Genomic DNA, 18,678 nt, shown 5'->3' on the forward strand with positions numbered 1-18,678 from the left:
TCAGCCGGCCCGCGCGGGGGAGGGGAGAGGCCGGTCGGGGAGCGCCTCGGTCGTGGCGTTCCACCAGCGGCGCGAGGCCAGCGCGGCGAGCACGGCGCCGGCGGCGTTGAGCAGCACGTCGTCCGCCGAGGACACCCGGTCCAGCCGCAGGACGTACTGTGCGGTCTCGATCACGACCGAGCAGCCTGCCCCGAGCGCCAGGATCCGCGGCACGGACGCCAGGGCCGCGAACCGCATCGGGGCGAAGAACCCCAGCGCGGCGAAGATTAGCAGGTTGCCGCCGATGCCGAGCGGCCCCATGGTCGCCAGGTCCCGCAGCGGGACCAGGCTCACCCGTCCGGGGACGATGCCGGCCCCCGGGCCGGGCATCATCGTGAGCCACACGAACGGCACCGTCCAGTAGAGCATGCCCACATCGGCCAGCGCCGTCCGCCACGGCGATGTGACGCCGGCCGCTCGTCTGCGGCGCGCCAGCGCCCACGCCACCAGCGCGGCGGCCGGCAGCGCGACCAGCATCATGAGCAGCACGCCGTTCTCCGTGTCGTAGCAGCCGTGCCACCGCCCGGACAGGCACGTGGGGGCGGCCATCAGGAGCGGCCGCCGCACGACGTACGCCAGGCCCGCCAGGGCGAGGACCACCAGGCCGGCGAGCATGATTCCGCGTGTGCGGCGGGACGGCGCCGGGAGCGATTCGCTGTGGTGCATGCCCCCTATCGAAGCCGGAGGGCCGTCACCGGGGCGTATGCGATTCTCCATACGTCCGCGATACGCGCTCGCTCGGCGTCGTCGTCCTGTTCGCCGCGCGCCGCTGCCGCAGGGTCCTCGTTCGCGGCCGTGACGACGCGGCCGTGACGACGCGGCCGTGACGACGCGGCCGTGACGACGCGGCCCTGGCGACGCGGCCGGTTAAAGCGGTTGCGGTCGCTCGGCCGGGGCCCGGACGATGTCCCGTGTGATCTGGCTCGCGTTCGTCGGCTCCTGCTTCCTGCTCGCGATGATCCCGGGTGTGAGCACCGCGGTGATCCTGCGGCAGACGCTCAGAGCCGGGCGGTCCTCCGGCGTGGCCGCGCTGCTCGGGAACGAGACCGGTATCTTCCTGTGGTCCATGGCAGCCGTGTTCGGTCTGTCCGCGCTCGTCGTGGCGTCCGAGGTCGCGTACGGCACGATGAAGGCGGTGGGCGCGGCGCTTCTGGTCCTGATGGGCCTTCAATCGCTGTGGAAGGCCCGGCACGCCCCGCCGGTCCTCGACGCGCCGGTGCCGCCGGCCGACGAGGCGGGACCGGTCGGCGGTTGGCGTCGTTCGTATGGCCTGGGACTCGCCACCTGTGGCGCCAACCCCAAGGCTGCGGTGTTCGCGATGTCGTTTCTGCCGCAGTTCGTACCGCATGGCGCCAACACGCCGCTGACGCTGGCGGCGCTCGCGGTGCTGTGGGTGGTGGTGGACGTGATCTGGTATGTCGGGGTGATCTGGCTGGTGGGCCGGGCCGGCGCGGTTCTGGCCAGGCCCGCGGTGCGCCGCCGGTTGGAACAGGCGTCGGGGGCGGTGCTGGTGGCCCTCGGCGTCCGTGTCGCGGTGGAGGGCCGATGACGGCCGGGCGTGGACGCGCGGGGGCTGGCACACCTCCGGTGCCTTTGAGGAGCGGCAAGGGCCGGGGCCCGTTCCCCTAGTGGACGCTGAAGCCCCCGTCGACGCAGATGGCCTGGCCGGTGACGTACGCCGAGGAGTCGGAGGCGAGGAAGACGGCCAGGCCGCGGAAGTCGTCGGGGAGGCCGTTGCGTCCGGTCATGGAGCGGGCGGCCAGTTGCTCGACCCGCCCGGGGACGGCTTGGGCCGGCGCGGTCAGCGGGGTCAGCACGAAACCGGGGATGATCGTGTTGCAGGTGACGCCGTGGGCCGACCACGCCTCGGCCTGGGAACGGGTCAGCCCGCAGACGGCGGCCTTGGCGACGCCGTACACGCCGCTGTCGCCGAAGGCGCTGATGGACTGCTGGGAGCCGATGTTGATGATGCGGCCCCGGCCCCGGGCGGCCATGCGGGGGCCGAAGTGCTGCCCGAGCAGGAAAGGCGCGGTCAGGTTGACGGCGATGGTCTGGTCGTAGTCGTCGGCGGTCAGCTCACCCATGGGCCTGCGGATGTTGTTGGCGGCGTCGTTGACGAGGATGTCGACCGCGCCGAAGAACCCGTCCGCCTCGTCGCACACGCGGGCGACGCCGGCGCGCTCGGCGAGGTCGGCGCTGATCGCCGCCGCGCGGACGCCGCGGTTTCGGAGTCCGCCCACGGCCTCGGCGAGCTCCTTGGGCCGGCGGGCGACCAGGACGACGGCGGCGCCGGCGCAGCCGAGCGCCTCGGCGATGGCGTATCCGATGCCGGAGCTGCCGCCGGTGACCAGGGCGACCCGGCCGTCGAGGGAGAAGAGTTCCTGGATGTAGGTCGGCATACCGCCGCAAGGTAGCAGCGAGACCGTCCGGGGAGCGGGGTCAGGCGCCGTCGTCGTCGTCGGCGTGCATGTCGCGCATCGCGTCCTCGATCTTGCGCATCACGGTCTCCATGGTGCGCAGGGTCTCGGTGTCGAGACGCCGCAGGAGGCGGACGTATCCGCCGGTCCCGGCTTCGATGATCTCGCTGGTGAGCCGCCGCCCGTCCTCGCTGAGCTCGACGCGGCGTACGCGGCGGTCGTGGGGGTCCTCGTGGCGGCGGGCCAGGCCCTGGGCGACGATCCGGTCGACGATGCCGGTGACGGTGGTCAGTCCGACGCCGAGGAAGCGGGCCAGTTCCTGCCCGGAGGCGGATCCGGCGAACGACAGGAACATGACGACTTTGAGCTGCTGCATCGTGAGGGTGGAGGCGAGCAGCGGCATGGAGCGGTCGCGGGCGAAGAGCCGGCCCATGCTGCGCTGCTGGTCGGCGAGGCGGGCGATGATGCGCCCGCGCTCGGCGTCCTCCCCGGCGTCCTCCCCGGCGTCGTGCCGGGGGGTCGTCCTCGCCGGAGTGGTGGGGGGGTCGTGCTGCGGGCAGGGGGCGGCCGCCGCGCCGGTTGTAGTGCGGCGCTCGGCTGGGCTGTCGTTCACTGTCACCTCTCGAGCGGAGAGGTTACCAGTCGTTAATGCGACGGCTGAATGTTCGCATAGCGCGAAGTGTTAGGGTTGCCCGGACACTCTCCTCCCCATGTCAGGAGCCCGGATGACCTCCCTGGCCAGGCTGAGCCTCGCCAACCGCACTCTCGTGATGATGATCACGGTGGTGCTCGCGGGTTTCGGCTTGTTCGCGATCCCCTCGCTGAAGCAACAGCTCTTCCCCTCGCTGGAGTTCCCCGCCGCGTTCACGGTGGCGTCGTATCCGGGCGCCGCTCCTGAGATCGTGGAGGAGCAGGTCACCAAGCCGATCGAGAGCGCGTTCCAGGGTATCGCCGGTGTCACCGGCATCACCTCCACCTCCCGCGAGGGGGTGGCGCAGGTGCAGGTGGCCTACGAGTTCGGCACCGACATCGACCAGATGATCGGGAAGATGCAGCAGGCGGTCAGCCGCGTCAAGGCGCAGTTGCCGGCCGACGTCGATCCGCAGGTGATCGCGGGCAGCACCGACGACATCCCGGTGATGGCGCTCGCGGTGGGCGACGGCGGCGACCAGCAGGCCATGGCCGACAAGATCGAGAAGATCATGGTGCCGGAGCTGCAGTCGATCGAGGGCGTGCGCGACGTCACTGTCAGCGGCGCCCGCGAGCAGCGGGTCGTCATCACCCCGGACCAGGGCAGGCTCGCCCTGCTGGGGCTGTCGGCCGCGGCCATCCCCGACCTCCTGCGCGCGAACGGGGTGTCCATCCCGGCTGGCACGCTGACCGAGGACGGCAAGTCGCTGACCGTGCAGATCGGCGACCCGGTGCGTTCGGTGGAGGACCTCGGGGACCTCTACCTGACCCCGGCCGCCGCGCCCGCAGCGGCCCGGCCCGGCGGTGCGGGCGCGGGCCCGGGGCAGGGTGCGGGTGCGGGTGCGGGTGCTGCGCAGGGTGCGAGCCAGGGCGCGGCGCAGGCCGCCGCGGCCCGCCCGAAGCCGGTCAAGCTCGGCGACGTGGCCGACATCAAGGTCGAGGACGCCGCCGCGACCACGCTCACCCGCACCAACGGCGTCCCGTCCCTGGGTGTGTCGATCACGATGGTGCCCGACGGCAACGCCGTCCAGATCTCCCACGCGGTGAACGACGCCCTTCCGGACCTGACGCGCGCCCTGGGCGACACCGCCGAGCTGACCGTGGTGTTCGACCAGGCGCCGTACGTCGAGCGGTCCATCGAGGACCTCACGACCGAGGGCCTGCTGGGCCTGGTGTTCGCCGTGCTCGTCATCCTGGTGTTCCTGCTGTCGGTGCGCTCGACTCTGGTCACCGCGGTGTCGATCCCGCTGTCGGTGGTGATCGCGCTGATCGCGCTGTGGATCGGCGACTACTCGCTGAACCTGCTGACGCTGGGGGCGCTGACGATCGCGGTGGGCCGGGTGGTCGACGACTCGATCGTGGTGCTGGAGAACATCAAGCGCCATCTCGCGTACGGCGAGGAGAAACGCCGGGCGATCCTCACGGCCGTGCGCGAGGTGTCGGGCGCGGTCACCGCGTCCACGCTCACCACGGTCGCGGTGTTCCTGCCGATCGCCTTCGTCGGCGGAATGGTGGGGCAGCTGTTCAGCCCGTTCGCGATCACGGTGACCGTGGCGCTGCTGGCGTCGCTGCTGGTCTCGCTGACCGTCATCCCGGTCCTGGCGTACTGGTTCCTGAAGGCCCCCGCGCTCACGCCGCAGGAGGCGCAGGCGGTGCGCGAGGACGCCGAGCGCAGGGAACTGCGCAGCCCGCTGCAGCGGCTCTACCTTCCCGTGCTGCGTTTCGCGACCCGGCGGCGCGTGGTCACACTGCTGATCGGCTTCCTGGTGTTCGCCGCCACAATGGCGCTGGCGCCCAACCTGAAGACCAACTTCCTCGACAACTCGGGCAACGACACCACGCAGATCAGCCAGCGGATGCCGGCTGGGACCGACCTGGCGACCACCGACGCGGCGGCCGGGAAGGTCGAGGCGGTGCTGGAGGCCGACGGGGACGTGGAGTCCTACCAGGTGACGGTCGGCGGCGGGAACCGTTTCCTCGGCGGGGTCGGCGGCGGCTCCGACCGAGCGTCGTTCTCGGTGACGCTGAAGGAGGGCGCGGACACCACCGCCCTTGAGGATCGGCTCAGGGACCGGATCAAGACGCTGTCGGGCGTCGGCGACATCACGGTCGGCGGCGGCGGAGGCGGGTTCAACACCGACCAGGTTCAGGTCATCGTGCAGGGCTCGGACCAGGCCGCGCTGAAGACAGCGGCCACCGCCGTACGTGACGCCATGGCCGGGGTGGACGGGCTGCGTGACGTCACCTCCAACCTGGAAGACAGCATTCCCCGGGTCGAGGTGCACGTGGACCGGGAGAAGGCCGCCGCGCGCGGCCTGACCGAGGCCGGGATCGGGCAACTCGTCGCGCAGGCGTTCCGCGGCGCGCCGGTCGGCTCCGTCGACGTCGACGGCCACTCCAGCGACGTGATCCTGCGCGCCGGCGGTGACGGGCCGGAGGACATCGCGGCGATCAGGAAGCTCGCGATTCCCACGGCGACGGGCATCGTGCGGCTCGGCGACGTCGCCGACGTGGTGAAGGCCGACGGGCCGACCCAGATCACCCGGCAGGACGGCAGCCGCACGGCGACGGTGTCCGGCACCGCCGACGCGTCCGACCTGGGGGCGATCACCGCCAAGGTCACCGACACGCTGAAGACCGTGACGCTGCCCGCGGGGGTGACGTACGAGATCGGCGGCGCGAGCTCCGACCAGCAGGAGGCGTTCGCGGACCTGGGGCTGGCCATGCTGCTCGCGGTGGCGATCGTCTTCATGATCATGGTGGCGACGTTCCGCAGCCTGGTGCAGCCGCTGATCCTGCTGGTGTCGATCCCGTTCGCGGCGACCGGGGCGATCGGGCTGCTGCTGGCCACCGACACGGCGCTCGGCGTGCCCGCGCTGATCGGCATGCTGATGCTGATCGGCATCGTGGTCACCAACGCGATCGTGCTGATCGACCTGATCAACCAGTATCGCGAGCAGGGGCTGGGCGTGGTGGAGGCGGTCATTGAGGGCGGCCGGCGGCGGCTTCGCCCCATCCTGATGACCGCGATCGCGACGATCTGCGCGCTCACGCCGATGGCGCTGGGTGTGACGGGTTCCGGGGGGTTCATCTCCCAGCCGCTGGCCATCGTCGTGATCGGCGGCCTGATCTCCTCGACGCTGCTCACGCTGGTGCTCGTGCCGACGCTCTACACGATCGTGGAGCGGCTGAAGGAGCGCACGCGCCGTACGCCGAAGCCGTCCGCGCCGGGCGAGGGCGACCTGACCGTGTACGGCGAGGAGGCCCTCACACCGGCCAAGTGATCGCGGCGGTCGGCTTCCGGCCGCCGCAAACAAGTGTTTGCGAAGAACTGTTTGCGGTTTACCATGGCACCATGACCGATCACGGCGAGACGCCTCACTCCCCGGCCGCGCGGGACGCGGTCGTCCTCGACGCCAAGGGGATGCGCGCTCTCGCGCATCCGGTACGCCTGCAGTTGCTGGGCCTGCTGCGCAAGCACGGCCCGTCCACTGCCACCCGGCTGGCCGAGTTGCTGGACATCAACTCCGGCGCGGCCAGCTACCACCTGCGCAGACTCGACGCGGCGGGGTTCGTCGTGGAGGACACCGAACGCGGCAACGCGCGCGAGCGCTGGTGGCGCGCGGCCCACGGGGCGACCTGGCTCAACGACCCGGACCTGATCGAGCGGGAGCCCGAGGCGACGCTGGCCTACCTGCAGTCCGTCGCCGCCACCTACTCCATGCGCACCCAGCGGGCCATCGCCCAACTGCGGACCATGCCACCCGAGTGGCGGAACGCGACCGACATGAGCGACATGGCCCTGCGGCTGACCCCGCAGGAGGCCGAAGCCCTGCGTGAGGAGCTGTGGGCCCTCGTCACCCGGCACCGCCGGGACACCCCGGAGGCGACCGGCGCGCCCGAGGGCGCGGAACGGGTGTCGGTGATCATGCAGATCCTGCCCGAGCCGGAACAGCCCACCCCGCAAGAGGAAGACACCCCACAGGAAGACGCCGCACAGGAAGACGCCGCACAGGAAGACGCCGCACAGGAAGACGCCGACCGATGACGGGACTGGACGACGACACCGCCGCGGAGTCCCGCACCCGACGGCTGCGCCCGCTGGGCGGGCTGCTCGCGGCCATGGCGGTCGCCCTGACCGGCACCCGGGTCTCGGCCATCGCCCTGCCGTGGTTCGTCCTGGTCACGACCGGCAGCGTGACGCAGACCGGGCTCGTCGCCTTCTTCGAGATGGCCCCCTACGTCGTGGTCAAGGCACTGACCGGACCCCTCGTCGACCGGACAGGACCCCGGGTCGTCTCCTGGACCACCGACCTGGCCAGCGCGGCCGCCGCTGGCGCCGTACCCCTGCTGCACGCCACGGGCCTGCTGTCCTTCCCCGTGCTGCTCGCCCTCGTCGCGGTCATCGGCGCCGTACGCGGCCCCGGCGACCTCGCCAAGGAGATCATGGTCCCGGAGGCCGCCGAGCGCGCCCGGGTGCCGCTGGAGCGGGCCACCGGCCTGTCCGGCGTCACCGAGCGGCTCGCCTCGACCCTCGGCCCCGCCGCCGGAGGCTTCATGGTGGCGTTGCTGGGACCGCTGACCGGCCTGGCCGTCAACGCCGCGTGCTTCGCACTCGGGTCGCTGATCATCGCGCTCGCGCTGCCGCGCGGCATGGGACGCCCGGCGGACCAGACCCCGCCGTCCACCGGCTACTGGCGGCGTTTCGGCGAGGGCTTCACCTTCCTGCGCGGGGAGCCGCTGCTGCTCACGATCATCGTCATGATCGGCATCACCAACCTGCTGGACGCCGCGTTCAACACCGTCCTGCTGCCCGTGTGGGCCCAGCGGTCCGGCAACGGCCCCACCGCGATCGGCCTGAGCAACGGCATGTGGAGCGCCGCCGCGGTCGCCGGAAGCCTGGTCGCCGCGGCCGTCGCCCACCGGATGCCGCGCCGGGTCGTGTTCTTCGCCGGGTTCCTGCTCGCCGGGGCGCCGCGGTTCCTGGTCCTCGCGGCCGACGTGCCGATGTGGGCGGTGCTGGCGGTGTTCGCCGCGAGCGGGGCAGGCGGCGGCTTCCTCAACCCGATCCTCGGGGCGATCGCCTTCGAGCGGGTGCCCCCGGGCATGCGCGGCCGGGTCAACGCCCTGGGCGACTCCATGGCGTGGGCCGGCATCCCCGTCGGCGGGCTGCTCGCCGGGGCTGCCGTGGTCAGCCTCGGCCTCGCCCCGGCCCTGCTGATCGGCGGCGCGGCGTACTTCCTGACCACCAACCTCGCCGCGCTGCTGCCGCAGTGGCGTGAGATGGACCGCCTGCGCGGCCGGGGCGCGGCGCGACGCACGGCCGATCCGGACCCCGGTCCTCCCGCTGGCGTGGCACCTGCGGACGACCGGCGGGAACGGGCTCAATAGACTGGGCCAACGTGAATGCCAAGCCGCGTATCCCGAATGTCCTGGCCGCCCGTTACGCCTCGCCGGAGCTGGCCCGCCTGTGGTCCCCCGAGCACAAGGTGGTGCTGGAGCGCAGGCTCTGGCTCGCCGTCGTGAAGGCCCAGGCCGACCTCGGGATCGAGGTGCCCGAGCAGGCGATCGCCGACTACGAGAAGGTCGTCGAGCAGGTCGACCTGGCCTCCATAGCCGAGCGGGAGAAGGTCACCAGGCACGACGTGAAGGCCCGCATCGAGGAGTTCAACGCCCTCGCGGGCCACGAGCACGTCCACAAGGGCATGACATCCCGTGACCTGACGGAGAACGTCGAACAACTCCAGATCCGCGACAGCCTGCTGCTGGTGCGCGGCCGGACCGTGGCGCTGCTCGCCCGCCTGGGCCGCCTGGCCGCCGAGCACTCCTCGACCGTCATGGCCGGCCGCTCCCACAACGTCGCCGCCCAGGCGACCACGCTCGGCAAGCGCTTCGCCACCGCCGCCGACGAACTGCTGGTCGCCTACGAGCGGCTGGAGGACCTGCTGGAGCGCTACCCCCTGCGCGGCGTCAAGGGACCGGTCGGCACCGCCCAGGACATGCTCGACCTGCTCGGCGGCGAGGACCGGCTGGCCGCGCTGGAGGACCGCGTCGCCGCGCACCTGGGCTTCTCCCGCCGCTTCACCAGCGTCGGCCAGGTCTACCCCCGCTCGCTCGACTACGACGTGCTGACCGCGCTGGTGCAACTGGCCGCCGCCCCCTCCTCTCTGGCCAAGACCATCCGCCTCATGGCCGGGCACGAGCTGGTCACCGAGGGCTTCAAGGAAGGCCAGGTCGGCTCCTCGGCGATGCCGCACAAGATGAACACCCGCTCCTGCGAACGCGTCAACGGCCTCACCGTGATCCTGCGCGGGTACGCATCCATGGCAGGGGAGCTCGCCGGAGACCAGTGGAACGAGGGCGACGTGTCCTGCTCGGTCGTCCGCAGGGTCGCCCTGCCCGACGCGTTCTTCGCCTTCGACGGCCTGGTGGAGACCATGCTGACCGTGCTCGACGAGTTCGGCGCGTTCCCCGCCGTCATCGAGGCCGAGCTGGGCCGCTACCTGCCGTTCCTCGCCACGACCAAGATGCTGATGGCGGCGGTGCGGGCCGGAGTCGGCCGCGAGACCGCCCACGAGATCATCAAGGAGCACGCGGTCGCCTCGGCGCTGGCCATGCGCTCACGCGGCGCCGGCAACGAACTGCTCGACCGCCTCGCCGCCGACGACCGCTTCCCGCTCGGCCGGGCCGAGCTCGACGCGCTGCTGGCCGACCGCGCCTCCTTCGCCGGCGCGGCCGCCGGCCAGGTCGCCGCCGTCGCCGCCCGGATCGGCGAGATCACCGCGCGCCATCCCGGTGACGCCGCCTACACCCCGGGCGCGATCCTGTAGATCCTTTAGGGACACGCGTTGCGTGAACTGCTGAGCGAGGCCGACGTCGTCGCCGCCTCGGGCGACGACGTCCTCGTGATGTGGGCGGCACAGGGCATGCGGCCCGGCGTACGCGCCTGGGCGCACGGCGACGCGGTGGCCGTGGCGAGCCCGGAGCTCGCCCGGCGCGACCGCCTGGTGGTGCGGGGCGAGCCCGGCAGGCTCGTCCCGCTGCTGCGGCACGCCCTGGCCGAGACCGGGCCGTCCTACCGGCCCCTCGGCGACGCCGCGCTCATCGAACAGGTCCTCACGGCCATGCCGGAGCTGGAACTCGCGGGCCACTTCTCCTGGATGGCGACAGAGCGACTCGCCCCGCCCCGGGACCAGCGCGCGGACCGGGACCGGCCCGCCGCCTGGCTCACGGACGCCGCCGCCCCCGAGGTGACCGGCCTGCTCGCCACCGCCAGCCCCAGCTCGTACGCGGTGCCGGGAATGCCGCGCGTACGCCGGTGGGCCGGGCTACGGGACGAGTCGCGGGCCCTGCTGGCGGTCGCCGCCGACGCCTGGTCGGCCCCGACGGTGGGCCTGCTCGCCGGCGTCGCGACCGCCGTACCCGCGCGGGGACGCGGACTGGGGGAGCGGGTGTGCCGGTTCGTGACGTCCGAGCTGATCGCCGAGCACGGGCGGGCGGCGCTGATGGTGGACGACTGGAACCAGGCGGCCATCACGGTCTACGAACGGCTCGGCTTCGTCCGCCGCCCTGTCGCGGGGGCCGGGCTCCGCCCCTGACCGTCCTCGCGCCGCCTCCCGGGAGCCGGTATGCGACTCCCGGTGAGATCACGAGATCAGCTCACCGGCACAAGCGCGAGCTCGCCGCGTCCGGCCATCCGCAGGTCCGCCGCGAAGGCGGCGGCTCCGATCGTGCCTCCAGCCGTGGCTCCGGCCGTGGTCCCAGTCGTGGCTCCGGGAGTCCAGGGCCAGGGACGCGGCGAGTTCAGCGCGTCCAGCACGCCGGGCAGCTCGCGCAGCGTCGTGATCCTCGTGATCGAGGGGGAGCGGGGGCAGGGCTCGGCGCGGTACCGGTCGAGCCATACACCGGTCATCCCGGCCTGCGCTGGGGCGGCCGCGTCGAGCACGAGGTTGTCGCCCACCATGAGCACCTCCTCGGGGGCCAGGCCCAGCTTCGCCGCGGCCTTCCGATAGCACTCGGCGTCCGGCTTGAACGCGCCGAGCGCGTCCGGCGTCAGGACCACCTCCATGCGGTCCAGCAGCCCGAGGCGGCTCAGCTTGGCCTCCTGCTGATCCGGCGCTCCGTTGGTCAGAACGCCCAGCGCCGGGGGCTCGTCGAGGTCCGCCAGCGCCGCCAGCGTCTCGTGCACGTCGGGGAAGGCGGCCCAGGCCGACTCGTAGTGGGTCAGGAAGGCGGCGAACGCCGCGTCCGGGTCGGCCGGCTGCGGCAGCCCGAGCCGGCGGCAGAACTCCCGCAGCCGCCTGCGCCGCTGCTCGGCGAACGAGCACTCACCGGCTTGCCACGCCGGCACGTGCTTGTCCTCCAGGTCGAGCCATAGCGCCGGAGCCTCCAGCAGCAGCTCGTGACCGGGACAGACCGAGTCGGTCCAGCGGGTCGCGGCGTGCGCGACCGCCCGGCGGTGGTCGAAAAGGGTCTCGTCGAGGTCGAACAGAATGGCCCTGATCACGAGACCCAATCTTGACCGGGCCGTGTTTCCGTCGCGTTTCCTGACTGTGAAGGCGCCGGGAGATGACAGATGGGGGATTCTGCCTGTCATGAGCTCGTGGACGTCACCCCAACCCGCGGGTGATGTCCCGCCGGGTGGTGGAACACCTTCTACGTCGACAAGGCCATGGCCCGGCTGCGGGGCGGTGGGCTACCCGCTGGCTGAGAGCAAAGTCTCACGCCGATGCTAACTGGCGGTTCACTGGCGGAAACGCAGCATGGCACCGATAGGTGCTGATCAGCGTCCCCCGAGGGGCACGTGAGCGGTGGATCGGCCGATTCTGGGAATGCGAGCTGGACGCGATCCGATCAGCTCGAAGGCCAAGGGCGCGGGGGCAGCAGGCTGCCCCCGCGCCCTTGAGAAGCGCGGTGTTCAGGTTCCGTTGATCGCCTTGTCCGAGCCCAGGCTCTCGGTTCGCGTCTGCAGGAACGTCCGCAGTGTCTTCGCTTCGGTTTCGATCGCGGCCGTGTCGGCTCCATTGTTCAGTTTGTAGGAGCTGACGAGGTTGTCGAGCAACTTGGCGGCGCTGCCATCGGTCAGGAGTTTGTTGTACAGGTTTCTGTACTGCTCCTCGTAGACCCTCTTGAAGGTGGCGTTCTTGAGGAACTTCTCCTTCAGCGGGTGGCCCATGGTCATGCCGCCCCTCGGCTGGCCGCCCTGCGGAGGCCGGCCACCCTGTGGGGGCTGCCCGTTCTGGCGAGGGCGGCCACGGCCGAATCCCATGCTGATGCTGTCGTGGACGCCGGCCGTGGCATCGCCGTTGAAGGCGAGGTTGAGGTCCCACGTGATGACGGTGAACTTCTTGCTGCCCGAGTCGTACCAGAGGTAGTAGTTCTTGCCCGGCCCGGCCATGTCGTCGAAGTTGACCATCAGGTTCTGCAGGGCCAGATAGCGGGCGAACGACTCCACCTCCAGCCGGTTGGCGAGGCCGGCGGTGAACTCGGCGTCGGATGCTTCGTCCACCCATTTGACCAGGTCTATGACAGGCTGAAGGTCCTTGCCACCGATCTTGTTGATCTGCTTGAAGTCGTTGACGTATTCGGTCTGGTCCTCGCCCTTGTAGGTGAAGGAGCCGGTGGCCAGCGACTTGTACAGGACGCCGTCGCCGAGGTCCTTGGCGTAGCCCTCGTCGAGGTACTCCACCAGCAGGCGCGGCGTGGAGGAACGTCCGTTCACGTTGAAGGAGCTGTATGTGGAGCGCTGCGTCGGCTCGCCGGCGGCGCCGACGACCGAGATGCCTAGCGCCTCGCTGAGCATCGTCGTCGAGCCCATCGCAGCGGGCCGCACAGCCAGTTGCGCGTGGCCCTGGTAACGGCGGCCCTCGACGAACTCGTCGAAGCTGATCAGCCAGGGCAGCTTCTCGGGCTCCTCCGCCTTGAACTGGGCGCCGAACATCCCGCCACCTGGCCGCCCATTCGTCCTCGGCTGTCCGTTTCCGGGGGGCCGCTCACCGCCAGGCGGCTGGAAACCCTCCGGCGGCTGGAAGCCTTCGGCAGGCTCGAAGCCCTCGGGCGGCCGTCCGTCGCGGAAGCCGCCCCGCCCGCTGCTGCGGGACTTGCCTTTCCAAGTCAGGCCCATCAGCGTGGAGTTGCCTTTGAGCCGGACGCCTACGCTGGGAATGCGCGTCCCGTCGATGGTCAGATCCGCCTCGACGTACTTCTTCTCACCGCTGGAGTAGTACTCGGTCAGCATGTCCTGGTATGCCGCGTCGGTGAAGGTCAGTTCCACCTCGTGCGCGACCGTGGTGTCGAACAGGTCCTTGGTCCCGGTGAGGTTCGTCGTGACGGTGTCGGCGGAAGCGGTCTGGGCCGTGGTCACGTACGGGCGGATCGTCCCGCTGCCGAACACGCCCCAGCACGCGGCCAGGAAGGCGGTGCACAGCGCGACGAGCTTCCAGTTGTGCCGGAGCTTGATCGGGATTCGGTGGCGTAGCCGTCGCCGGTTGGTGGGATGGGTCATGGCCGCCTACAGGTCGGTCTGGTCGTACCCGGTGAGCACGGTGACGGACTGGCCGTGGTTGCGCTCGCGCAGAGCCGAGATGAGATCGGCGGGCTCACTGCCCTTCTTGATCCTCACGGTGTACATGAGCTCGGTGAGTGCGCCGCCGCGGATCGATTCCATGCTGACCAGTTCGAACTCGTCGGTGTGCCGCACCAGCACGTCCTGGATCGTGGCGGTGAAGTCCTCGTCGGCCGGCACCTGCACCTTGACCACCTGGCGGCGCACGTTGAGCGCGAACCAGTTGAACCGCTGCATGAGCATGATGATCAGCGAGATCGCCACCCCCGCGACGATCGCCAGCAGGTAGAAGCGAGTGCCGACGGCCATGCCGACGCCCATGACCAGGAAGATGAACCCGACGTCGCGGGTCTCCTTGATCGCGTTGCGGAACCGCACGACTGACAGCGCGCCGACCAGGGCGAAGGCCCGCGCGATGTTCGAGCCGACGACCAGCATGATCAGCGAGATGAGCATGCCGAGGACGACGAGCGTCTGCACGTACGACTGGCTGTAGGAGACGTTGCGGTGCGTCGCCCGGTACACCCAGCCGATCATCGCGCTCAGCACGAACGACAGCGACATCGCGATCGCGATGTCGGCCATGCTGAACGTGCCGGACAGATCCTGGAAGGAGAAGTCCATGAGGGGTCAGGCCTCCCTGTGAGCCATCGACCGCTCGCGGCCGAGAGGATGGTCGTGGTCGGGCATGTGCTCGTTGTCGGGAATGTGGAAGACGGAGCGCGGCGCCAGCCCGTAGGCCTCGATGCTCTGGCAGTACTTGGAGACCCGCACCACCTGCAGGTTCCGCTTGGCGGTCAGGTCGGTGAGCCAGTACGGGACCCGCTCGTTCGCCTTGACTTCCATGATCGCTTTGCGGGCGGGGACGATGAGCCGGTTCTCCGCGTCGGCGCCGAAGTGGAAGTCACGGTCCCGGCCTCTGATGCGGCGGTCAAAGGTGACGCGCAGCCCCACGTCGGCATCTCGCCCCATGTAGGCATGGCGGGTGTAGCCGGTCATCGCGGTGGCGCGCAGTTCCAGCCGGGAGACCAGGTCGAGCACCTCTTCCAGAAAGGCCCGCTGGGACGGCTCGTGGTCGACCATCTGCCGCCCGTCGCACAACCGCAGCGCGTCCGCGTACGGCAGGCGTACCCGGCGCTTCTGGGTGACCCGGTTGACGCGCTGCTTGATCTCGACGAACACCGGGGTGTCCGGCGCCGCCGCGAACCCGTCGCCGTAGTGGCGCACCCGCAGCTTCCTGCGGAACTTCAGGCCCTCTATTTTCTCCCAGTAGAAGCGCAGCTGCTGGGTGTCGTAGTAGACACTCCAGATGTTGTAGCCCTCGTCCGGGCAGTGCCGGTCGCGGTCGAGCCGGTTCTCCAGCTCCTCGCGCAGTTCGTCGACCCGGTTCGCGTCGATCAGGTATTTGATCTCGTACCGGTTGAACGCGTGCAGTTTGCTCGGGGCGCGCAGCCGATGACCGGCATCGCCTTCCGGCAAGACGCTCGAAGCGGTGGATTCTCCGGTCTGACCTTGGAAGACGGCTCGCTTGCGGAATCTCTGCAGCATGTCCCTCCTTCGGTGCCAGGGCACATCTGACAGCACGAAGCTGGGAATAATGTGTGAATCGCCCACTGATCAGAGATGAACAATTAGTGCGCTCACCGCCGGTCACCGGCCTCGTCGACCAGCCTCTTTCCTCCGAGTCGAGGCACGATGACGAGCCGCGCCACGGCTCCCATCCCTGCCCGTCATGTCCTAGCTGATATGCGAATTCGCGCGGCAGGCTCAGCCGTCCTGAGACCGATACAAAGGCAACAGGACGCGGAACGTCGCCCCCGAGCCGGGCACACTGCGCGCCTCGATCCTGCCCGCGTGCGCCTGCACCAGCGCGGCGGCGATGGCCAGACCCAGCCCGGTGCCGCCGTACGCTCGCGAGCGGCTCGGGTCCGCGCGATAGAACCGGTCGAACACATGGGGGAGATTCTCGGGCGCGATGCCCTGTCCCTCGTCGCACACCTCGACCAAGGCCGCTTCAGCATTCGCGCCAGGTCCCGATCCCGCATGCACGGCCCCATCAGGTGCGACATCGGCGCCCGTCCGTCGCCTGACCGTGACGCGCACCGCGGTGCCCGCCGCCGTGTGGGTGATCGCGTTTCCCACCAGGTTGGCGATGACCTGGTGCAGGCGGTGTTCGTCGCCGCGCACGAGCACCGGGTCGTCGGAGATGCGCAAGAGGATGGGGCGCTCCCGGTCACGGGCTTGGGCGGCGTGCACCACATCCCCCGCCAAGACCCGAAGGTCTACCACAGTGGGCTCCAGCGTGGGTTCCTGATCCAGACGGGCCAGCAGAAGCATGTCCTCGACCAGCACGCCCATCCGTTCAGCCTCGCCTTCGATCCGGGCGAAGAGCCGCTCAGCCGCCGGATCCCGCGTCCTGTGCCCGTGGTGGTACAGCTCGGCGAAGCCGCGGATGGATGTGAGTGGCGTACGGAGCTCGTGCGAGGCGTCGGCGACGAAGTGACGCAGCCTCCGCTCGGACTGCTCCCGCTCGCGCAGCGCGAGGGCCAGGCGCTCCAGCATCACGTTCAGGGTCCGGCCCAACCGGCCGGTCTCGGTGCGCGGATCGGTGTCATCGACCCTGCGATCGGTGTCCCCCTCCGCGATCGCCTCCGCGGTACGCTCGATCCGGTTCAGCGGACGCAAGCCCAGCCGCACCACGGACCAGGCGACCGCACCCAGCAGCGACAGCACCAGGACGCCGGCAGCCAGCTCGATGACCAGCAACTGCCGCACGGTTTCCTGGTTGGGCGCCAGCGACATCGACACCGCCACCCGCCCGCCACCCGGCACGCTCGCCCCGAGCACGCGCCACTCCTCCGAGCCGGTCCTCCCGGTCACCGTGACGGGACGAGCCGGCAGCGCTGCGGCTTCCTGGGCGGTCAGGGCGGGTCCGTCGGAGAGGTCGGGCGGCATCTGCCGCACCACGGCTCCGTGGGCGTCGTAGAGAGTCATCCGGAACTGTGTCGGCAGTTCCATGTCCTTGAAGCGTGGAGGAGGCGGCTCCGTGGGCGGAGGACGCCGCCCGAGGGTGAGGACCAGTTCAGTCAACTGGGTGTCCACCCGAGCCAGCAGGACCCGATCCAATAGCAGCACACCCGCCACGGCGAAGACGGCCAGACCAGCAGCGCACAGGCCCAGCAAGGCGGCCAGCAGCCGATGCCGCAGTGACCACGAGCGCCGAACCAGCCTCATGAGGAGTCCTGCAGGCGATATCCCAGACCACGCAACGTGTGGATCAACGGACGGCCTTCCGCGTCGATCTTCCGTCGCAGGTAGCTGATGTAGGACTCGACGATCCGGCTGTCACCGTCGATGTTGAAGTCCCACACCCGCTCCAGAATCTGTCCCTTGCTGACGACCCGCTCGGCGTTGATCATCAGATAGCGCAGCAGGCTGAACTCCGTCGGCGACAGATGGATGGCCCGCCCCGCACGCCGCACGAGATGGGCCTCCTCGTCGAGCTCCAGATCCGCATAACGGAGAACCCCGTCGTCGACCTCCTCCGTCGCAGGCCGGACTCTGCGCAAGATCGCCCGCAGCCGCAACACCACCTCCTCCAAGCTGAACGGCTTGGTGACGTAGTCGTCCCCGCCCGCGGTCAGGCCGGAAATCCGGTCCGACACGGCGTCCTTGGCCGTCAGAAAGAGCACCAGCGGACTGTCCTGCGCGTCCCGCAACCTGCGAGCGACCGTGAAGCCGTCCAGGTCAGGCAGCATCACATCCAGCACGATGATGTCGGGCCGCTCGGACGCCACCGCTTCCAACGCCGCCCGTCCGCTGGACGCGGTTCGCACGTCGAAGCCGTTGAGAATCAGCGCCTCGGACAACAGATCCCGGATGTTGGGCTCGTCGTCGACGACCAGGACTTTCGCGGGCACGGACTCGTTCATAGGTATCGTTCTACGGTACCTGTGTAAGAGCAGCCTGAAAGGCCACGACCCGGGCGTGCGAGGCGCGAAACCGTGTGCCGAGGCGAACTGTGGCAAGCCGACGTCGCGTCAAGACCTTCAACCAGCCAGTCCAACGATCGGTGTGCGCCGACGGCGTGCCGCGCGTCAGGCGTGCCGCGCCGCGTTCGCGTGCACCGCGTCGCGCACGTAACCACTCAGCCCTTCGGCGACCCCCTCGTAGCCGGCCCCGAAGCGCGGGTCGGCCACGTACAGCTCTCCGAGCCCTTTGTGGATCTCGTACGTGCAGTCGTAGAACCAGCGGGTGATGTGCGCCCGGTGCCGCTCGGCCACGTCCATCGCCCGGTCGCCGTCCGCCGGAGCACCCTCCGCGAACGCCGCGGCGAACGCCTCCAGCACCTCGGCGGCCTCCGCCTTGACGGCCCGCCAGTCGTCCTTGGTGTAGCGGGCCGTGCGGCGGCGGCTCTGCTCGTACGCGTCGGTGCCGCCCCAGCGTTCCTCCGCCTCTTCGGCGTGCTTGCCGGGGTCGAAGTCGCCGAACACCTCGAACCGCTCTTCCGGTGTGAGGGAAACACCCATTCTTGTCGCCTCCATCGCGCGCTGGACCGCCGCCGCCATCTGCTCCAGCCGTCCGATCCTGCCCCGCAGCAGTTCGTGCTGACGGCGCAGGTGGGTCAGCGGATCGACGCCCGGATCGTCGAGGACGACGGCGATCTCCTCCAGGGAGAACCCGAGCTCCCGGTAGAACAGCACCCGCTGCAGCCGGTCGATGTCCGGCTCGGTGTAGCGCCGGTATCCGGCCGCCGACCGCTCGCCCGGCGTCAGCAGCCCGATTTCGTCGTAGTGGTGCAACGTCCGCACGCTAACCCCGGCGATGCGGGCGACCTGGCCGACCGAATAGCTCAACGGGCTCTCCTCCCTTCCGGGCCCAAGCCTGCGGCCTCACGCCGCGTGAGGGTCAACCCGGCACGACCCACCGCACCGTGGATGAAACTTTCGCGCCCGGTCCACCCCGGCT

At 70.4% G+C, this 18,678-nt stretch carries 16 protein-coding genes; 6 read left to right on the forward strand and 10 right to left on the reverse strand.

Annotation, left to right across the window (positions count from 1 at the left end; all coding sequences use genetic code 11):
- Window positions 1–705, reverse strand: a complete 705-nt coding sequence (locus HHX31_RS08590) for a VanZ family protein (RefSeq protein ID WP_169946782.1) — start codon at window positions 703–705, stop codon at window positions 1–3.
- 247 nt (window positions 706–952) lie between these two features.
- On the opposite strand from HHX31_RS08590, the gene HHX31_RS08595 reads away from it, so the two are divergent.
- The gene (locus HHX31_RS08595; RefSeq protein ID WP_396710440.1) at window positions 953–1,588 is read left to right on the forward strand and encodes a LysE family translocator; all 636 of its coding nucleotides are present in this window, start codon (window positions 953–955) and stop codon (window positions 1,586–1,588) included.
- Window positions 1,589–1,664: 76 nt separating this feature from the next.
- Here HHX31_RS08595 and HHX31_RS08600 read toward each other — a convergent pair whose 3' ends face one another.
- Window positions 1,665–2,438 (reverse strand): SDR family NAD(P)-dependent oxidoreductase, encoded by a 774-nt coding sequence (locus HHX31_RS08600; RefSeq protein ID WP_169946786.1) that lies wholly within the window; start codon window positions 2,436–2,438, stop codon window positions 1,665–1,667.
- 40 nt (window positions 2,439–2,478) lie between these two features.
- Entirely contained in the window at window positions 2,479–3,075 is a 597-nt protein-coding gene (locus HHX31_RS08605; RefSeq protein ID WP_311931679.1) for a MarR family transcriptional regulator, read from the reverse strand.
- 106 nt (window positions 3,076–3,181) lie between these two features.
- On the opposite strand from HHX31_RS08605, the gene HHX31_RS08610 reads away from it, so the two are divergent.
- The 5 genes from HHX31_RS08610 (at window position 3,182) to HHX31_RS08630 (ending at window position 10,744) form a co-directional block, all read left to right on the forward strand.
- A complete protein-coding gene (locus tag HHX31_RS08610) occupies window positions 3,182–6,430 on the forward strand; it encodes an efflux RND transporter permease subunit (RefSeq protein ID WP_169946788.1) in 3,249 nt (1,082 codons plus the stop codon).
- 71 nt (window positions 6,431–6,501) lie between these two features.
- The gene (locus tag HHX31_RS08615) at window positions 6,502–7,194 is read left to right on the forward strand and encodes a transcriptional regulator (protein ID WP_169946790.1); all 693 of its coding nucleotides are present in this window, start codon (window positions 6,502–6,504) and stop codon (window positions 7,192–7,194) included.
- A complete protein-coding gene (locus tag HHX31_RS08620) occupies window positions 7,191–8,537 on the forward strand; it encodes an MFS transporter (RefSeq protein ID WP_211589395.1) in 1,347 nt (448 codons plus the stop codon). Before HHX31_RS08615 ends, HHX31_RS08620 begins: the two co-directional genes overlap by 4 nt.
- An 11-nt stretch (window positions 8,538–8,548) precedes the next feature.
- On the forward strand, window positions 8,549–9,976 hold the full coding sequence (gene purB / locus HHX31_RS08625; protein ID WP_169946792.1) for an adenylosuccinate lyase: 1,428 nt from the start codon (window positions 8,549–8,551) through the stop codon (window positions 9,974–9,976).
- 18 nt (window positions 9,977–9,994) lie between these two features.
- Window positions 9,995–10,744 carry a GNAT family N-acetyltransferase gene (locus tag HHX31_RS08630; protein ID WP_211589396.1) on the forward strand — a complete coding sequence of 250 codons (750 nt, stop codon included), beginning with the start codon at window positions 9,995–9,997 and terminating at the stop codon, window positions 10,742–10,744.
- 56 nt (window positions 10,745–10,800) lie between these two features.
- Here the strand turns inward: HHX31_RS08630 and HHX31_RS08635 are convergent, their stop codons facing one another.
- The 7 genes from HHX31_RS08635 to HHX31_RS08665 form a co-directional block, all read right to left on the reverse strand.
- On the reverse strand, window positions 10,801–11,652 hold the full coding sequence (locus HHX31_RS08635) for an HAD family hydrolase (protein ID WP_169946795.1): 852 nt from the start codon (window positions 11,650–11,652) through the stop codon (window positions 10,801–10,803).
- A gap of 411 nt (window positions 11,653–12,063) precedes the next feature.
- The gene (locus tag HHX31_RS08640) at window positions 12,064–13,650 is read right to left on the reverse strand and encodes a CotH kinase family protein (protein WP_169946797.1); all 1,587 of its coding nucleotides are present in this window, start codon (window positions 13,648–13,650) and stop codon (window positions 12,064–12,066) included.
- 6 nt (window positions 13,651–13,656) lie between these two features.
- On the reverse strand, window positions 13,657–14,334 hold the full coding sequence (locus HHX31_RS08645) for a DUF4956 domain-containing protein (RefSeq protein ID WP_169946799.1): 678 nt from the start codon (window positions 14,332–14,334) through the stop codon (window positions 13,657–13,659).
- 6 nt (window positions 14,335–14,340) lie between these two features.
- The gene (locus HHX31_RS08650; protein ID WP_169946801.1) at window positions 14,341–15,258 is read right to left on the reverse strand and encodes a polyphosphate polymerase domain-containing protein; all 918 of its coding nucleotides are present in this window, start codon (window positions 15,256–15,258) and stop codon (window positions 14,341–14,343) included.
- A gap of 219 nt (window positions 15,259–15,477) precedes the next feature.
- Window positions 15,478–16,944 carry a cell wall metabolism sensor histidine kinase WalK gene (locus HHX31_RS08655; RefSeq protein ID WP_211589397.1) on the reverse strand — a complete coding sequence of 489 codons (1,467 nt, stop codon included), beginning with the start codon at window positions 16,942–16,944 and terminating at the stop codon, window positions 15,478–15,480.
- Entirely contained in the window at window positions 16,941–17,642 is a 702-nt protein-coding gene (locus HHX31_RS08660) for a response regulator transcription factor (RefSeq protein ID WP_169946804.1), read from the reverse strand. Before HHX31_RS08660 ends, HHX31_RS08655 begins: the two co-directional genes overlap by 4 nt.
- Before the next feature lie 165 nt (window positions 17,643–17,807).
- Window positions 17,808–18,566, reverse strand: coding sequence for a MerR family transcriptional regulator (locus HHX31_RS08665; RefSeq protein ID WP_169946806.1), 759 nt, complete (start codon window positions 18,564–18,566; stop codon window positions 17,808–17,810).
- Window positions 18,567–18,678 lie beyond the last annotated feature (112 nt).

It is taken from the genome of Microbispora sp. H11081, from assembly GCF_012999535.1.
Taxonomy (GTDB): Bacteria; Actinomycetota; Actinomycetes; order Streptosporangiales; family Streptosporangiaceae; genus Microbispora.

Coding starts and splice junctions, on each gene's coding strand:
- HHX31_RS08590 (WP_169946782.1), bottom strand. CDS start 705: ATGCACCACAGCGAATCGCTCCCGGCGCCGTCCCGCCGCACACGCGGA.
- HHX31_RS08600 (WP_169946786.1), bottom strand. CDS start 2,438: ATGCCGACCTACATCCAGGAACTCTTCTCCCTCGACGGCCGGGTCGCC.
- HHX31_RS08610 (WP_169946788.1), top strand. CDS start 3,182: ATGACCTCCCTGGCCAGGCTGAGCCTCGCCAACCGCACTCTCGTGATG.
- HHX31_RS08615 (WP_169946790.1), top strand. CDS start 6,502: ATGACCGATCACGGCGAGACGCCTCACTCCCCGGCCGCGCGGGACGCG.
- HHX31_RS08620 (WP_211589395.1), top strand. CDS start 7,191: ATGACGGGACTGGACGACGACACCGCCGCGGAGTCCCGCACCCGACGG.
- HHX31_RS08640 (WP_169946797.1), bottom strand. CDS start 13,650: ATGACCCATCCCACCAACCGGCGACGGCTACGCCACCGAATCCCGATC.
- HHX31_RS08645 (WP_169946799.1), bottom strand. CDS start 14,334: ATGGACTTCTCCTTCCAGGATCTGTCCGGCACGTTCAGCATGGCCGAC.
- HHX31_RS08650 (WP_169946801.1), bottom strand. CDS start 15,258: ATGCTGCAGAGATTCCGCAAGCGAGCCGTCTTCCAAGGTCAGACCGGA.
- HHX31_RS08655 (WP_211589397.1), bottom strand. CDS start 16,944: ATGAGGCTGGTTCGGCGCTCGTGGTCACTGCGGCATCGGCTGCTGGCC.
- HHX31_RS08660 (WP_169946804.1), bottom strand. CDS start 17,642: ATGAACGAGTCCGTGCCCGCGAAAGTCCTGGTCGTCGACGACGAGCCC.